We start from the raw sequence: 4,066 nt of genomic DNA on the forward strand, positions 1-4,066 counted from the left end.
CCGCCCTGGTCTGCCTGCTGCCGACGCTGCCGTGCGATGAGCCGGGCACCGGCCGGCTGCCGGACCTGCTGGGCGGGCTGCTGCTGGTCGTCGGCATCGGCGCGCTCGTCCTGGTCATCTGCCAGGGCAGCGCCTGGGGGTGGACGTCGCGGCGCATCCTCGGCGCGGGCGCGCTCGGTCTGCTGGCGGTGACGGCGACGCTGCGGCGCTCGCGCGCTCATCCCCGTCCCGCCGTGCCGCTCGCCCTGTGGCGGTACGGCCGCTGGCGGTTGGGCTGGCTGATGTCGCTGCTGTACGGCGTGAGCGCCTACCCCATTCTGGCGCTCGCGCCGTCCTATCTGACCGCCGCCGGCTACGACAGCTGGTGGGCCAGCGCCCTGCTATGCCCGCTGTCGGCGGCGGTCATGCTGGCCGGCCCGCTCGCGGGCGCCGGGGGAGGGCGGTGGGGATCAGCGCCGGTCGCCTACACCGGCGTGATGCTCATCCTGGCCGCCGGCATGACCCTGGCCTGGCTGCTGAGGTTCCATCCGGGCAGCGCGCTGGCACTGGCCGCGCTGGCCGGTCTCGGCCTCGGGCTCGGCGTGCTCTCGGCGATCACCGCCGCCGTCGGATCGCAGACGCCGCTGCCCGGGCTGGCCGCCGTCGCGGCGGCGGCCAGCATGACCGCACGCCAAGGCGGGGGAGCGCTGGGCGTGGCGGGCGCGAGCGTGCTGCTGCAACATCCGGTCGTGTCCGGCCCGGCAGCCGGATTCCAGTCGGTGCTGGCCGCCTGCCTGGCCGCGGCCGGCGTGTGCGGCGTGCTGGCCGTGGCCCGGCCGCTCGCCCGCGCCTACACCAGCAGCCGAGCCGCCCGACCCCGGCGACGCCGGCGACCTCGGCCCGGCCCGGCCCGGTCGCCCGCGATCCCCGCACGCCGTGCGCCCAAGATTGCCGCCACCGAGGAGTGTGGAGCGCATCGTTGTCCCGCCGTGCCGCAGGACACGCCGTTGCCCGCACCGCCACCGGTGTCTCGCGAGATCCTGACACAGCTGCACACGGCGCTGCTGCAGGCGGCCCAGGCCGCCGAGAACTGGATGCACACCCTGCCGGCCGATCCGCCGCCGACACCGTCGAGTATGTCGATGGTGTCATCCGTGCCATCCGTGCCATCCGTGTCATCCGTGCCGGCCGCGTTGGCGGCCGCCTGGCCAACGGTCGCCACCGGTGCCATCGCCCGCCGCTGCTCCTGCCACCCCGACCTGGATCCCGTGGCGGCGACGATCCTGCACTCCGCCCCGGCCCCCGCCCTCACCGCGCCACGACGTCCCGCTCACCCACGGCCCCAGCCCGCAGCCCGCATGCCCACCGGACCAGCCTCTGGCAGCTGACCCACTTCTGGCAGCCGGCCCACCTCTGCCGCTGCGCCCCCTCATCGCCTCGCGCGGCCCTCGTCATGGCCGCCCCTCGGGCCCAGCCCCGCCCATCCCGCTCTCCGTCATCTCTGTTGTGTCTCCGCTCTTCAGGAAGGAACGCCTGTGCTGATCACCCTTGACATCGCCGTCACCCCGACCGACGACCGACAAGCCCGCTATCTGCGCGACCTACCCGAACGCGCTGCGAAACTGCTTCAGGTACGGCCCGACCAGGTCCACGTACACCTCGCCGAGACCGACCCACAGACCCGCGCGCGCAACGAGCGCTGGGCCACGATCGCCCAAGCATCATGGACCGGCTGCTGATGACCCCGCCCATGGCCGTGACCACCCCGGCGCCGCAGGCGACCTCTGCTGACCACATCGTGGCGGCACTGCGCGACAAGGCCGCCCACGTCAACGACAACGAGCTGGCGCGGCTGACCGCCCGAATCCGCCTGGATGCCGCCACCCTCGCGGAAATCACCGCCACCGTAAACCGGGTCACCGACACTCTGCTCGAGCACGCCTGTACCCGCATCTCCACCCATGCAGGAACCCCGGCGGGGGAGCGCTACGTCACCGCTGCGCGGGAACTGTTCGCCCTCCCGGCCGACAGCGGGCAGCGAAGCGGGAACGGATGGCCACAGTGACGGCCACCGCCCCAGGCATGCGCTCGGTGTCCGACCACCAGCCCCTGGCCGGCCACATCGGTCTGCTGGTACCGCCCGCCAATCCGAGCGCCGAGCCCGAAGTGACGCACCTGCTCACCCCCGCCGCAGCCGTGCACACCACCCGTTTCCCGGTGCTCGACCGGCCACTGGCGGAACGGCTGGCGGCCTACAACGCCGCCGTCGGCGACATGATCGCCTCCTTCGGGCCGCTCGCCCCGCAGCTCGGTGCCGTCGTGATGGCCTGCAGCGGATCGCGCTATCCCCTCGGCCCCGACCGCGATCAAGAAGACTGCGCGAGGTGGACGTCCGCGCGCGGCATGCCGGTGGCCACCGCCACGCTCGCCACCCGGCAAGCCCTGCAGTGGCTCAAGGCCACGAACCTGGTCCTGATCAGTCCCTATGAGCCACCGCTGACCGAGCACGCCCGCACGTTCTGGGAGCGGGCGGGCCTGACCGTCCGGGTGATCACTGTGCAGGCCGCCGACGGCAGCTACGCCCCCTACCGGCTCCAGCCAGCCGACCTGGTCGCCCAGATCGAACGGGCCCGCCTGCCGTCGGACGCGGTCGTGCTGTGCACCGGCACCGGCATGCCGACCCTGGGCGTGCTGCCGCTGATCGGCGCGGGCAACGACCGCGTCCTGCTCACCTCCAACGTGGCCGCCGCCTGGTGGGCGCTGCGCCACCTCGGCCGCCAGGCGGGCCCGATCCCCGAGCGCAGCCTGGCCTGGCCGCTACGCCGCCTGGCCGCTCAAGGGCTGACCCCATGACCGCACCCAACCCCGGCCCCCACACCGGCGCGAACATCGGGCCGACCACCAGTCTCACGGCAGGTCCTCGCTGCCACGTCATCGTGGTCGGAGCCGGCCCGGTCGGGCTGACCGCCGCGCTCACACTGGCCCGCGCCGGTGTGCCGGTGACCGTGCTGGAGCGCCGCCCGAATCTGACCTCGCACTCGCGCGCCGCGACCTTCCACCCACCCACACTGGACCTGCTGGCCCTGTTCGGCGTCGCCGGACCGCTGATGGCCGGCGGCATCCTGGTCGAGCGGCTACAGTGGCGCACCCGCCGCGGCCGCGTGCTGGCCGAGATGGACATGGGCCTGCTCGCCGGGATGACCGCCCACCCAATCCGGCTGCACGCCGAACAGGCCAACCTGCTGACGCTGCTACACGGCGAGCTGGCCCGCCACCGCCACGCCCAGGTCCGCCTGGCCGCCGAGGTGAACGCGATCACCGACACCGGCACGCGCGTCGGCGTTCGCGTCGGCGACCGGTGGGAGAGCGCCGACTACGTCATCGCCGCCGACGGCGCGCACAGCACTATCCGATCCCTGCTCGCCGTGCCCCTGGCCGCGACCCCGTATCCCGCCCAGGCGCTGCGCGTGCTGACCGACACGCCCCTGCAAGACCTGCTGCCGGGCCTGACCCCGCTGGCCTACCTGCGTGACCGCACCCTGTCGTGCAGTCTGCTCCAGCTGCCGGATCACTGGCGGCTCCTCTTCCGGCTGCCCGCCGCAGACGCCGCCCCGACCCGTTCCGCGATCGACGCACTCACCCGCCAGGCCGTGCCCGGAGCAGGCAAGGAGCTGCGGATCGCCGACGCACACACCTTCCGCCTCACCCGAGGGGTCGTGCCGCACTTCCGGCACGGGAGAGTGCTGTTCGCCGGCGATGCGGCGCACCTGACCACCACCGCGGGCGGACTCAACATGAACGCCGGCATCCAGGAGGCCGCCGAGCTCGGCGACCTCCTGGATGCCGTGCTCAGCGGCGCCCTGCCCGATGCCGCGCTGGACGGGTGGGCGACCCGGCGCCGCCACATCCTGCTGCACAAGATCATCCCCCGTACCGAGGCGCGCGTCGCCGGGATCGAGGACCGGGATCCCCGCCGGCTGAAGGCCGCCATGACCCTGCTGCGCGCCATCGCCGCCGACCAGGCGGCCACGCGGGACTACCTGGCCCGTGCCTCCCTGCTCGACACCATCTCACCACCGAGAGGACT

The 4,066-nt window shown here is 73.7% G+C and carries 5 protein-coding genes; all 5 read left to right on the forward strand.

What is annotated here, in order from left to right; all coding sequences use genetic code 11:
• A partial coding sequence (locus tag ACTWPW_RS63185) for a hypothetical protein (RefSeq protein ID WP_443174881.1) occupies positions 1 to 1,367 on the forward strand: 1,367 nt, incomplete at its 5' end.
• 147 nt (positions 1,368 to 1,514) lie between these two features.
• Positions 1,515 to 1,718 (forward strand): hypothetical protein, encoded by a 204-nt coding sequence (locus ACTWPW_RS63190; protein ID WP_443174882.1) that lies wholly within the window; start codon positions 1,515 to 1,517, stop codon positions 1,716 to 1,718.
• Entirely contained in the window at positions 1,703 to 2,044 is a 342-nt protein-coding gene (locus ACTWPW_RS63195) for a hypothetical protein (RefSeq protein WP_443174883.1), read from the forward strand. Before ACTWPW_RS63190 ends, ACTWPW_RS63195 begins: the two co-directional genes overlap by 16 nt.
• Entirely contained in the window at positions 2,032 to 2,832 is an 801-nt protein-coding gene (locus ACTWPW_RS63200) for a maleate cis-trans isomerase family protein (protein WP_443174884.1), read from the forward strand. Before ACTWPW_RS63195 ends, ACTWPW_RS63200 begins: the two co-directional genes overlap by 13 nt.
• On the forward strand, positions 2,829 to 4,066 hold a 1,238-nt coding region (locus ACTWPW_RS63205; RefSeq protein ID WP_443174885.1), incomplete at its 3' end, for an FAD-dependent oxidoreductase. The genes ACTWPW_RS63200 and ACTWPW_RS63205, both read left to right, overlap by 4 nt.

This window comes from Nonomuraea sp. KM90 (assembly GCF_052246675.1).
Taxonomy (GTDB): Bacteria; Actinomycetota; Actinomycetes; order Streptosporangiales; family Streptosporangiaceae; genus Nonomuraea.

What these genes read in the sequence shown, in the direction of transcription:
- ACTWPW_RS63195 (WP_443174883.1), top strand. Translation starts at nt 1,703, where the DNA reads ATGGACCGGCTGCTGATGACCCCGCCCATGGCCGTGACCACCCCGGCG.
- ACTWPW_RS63200 (WP_443174884.1), top strand. Translation starts at nt 2,032, where the DNA reads ATGGCCACAGTGACGGCCACCGCCCCAGGCATGCGCTCGGTGTCCGAC.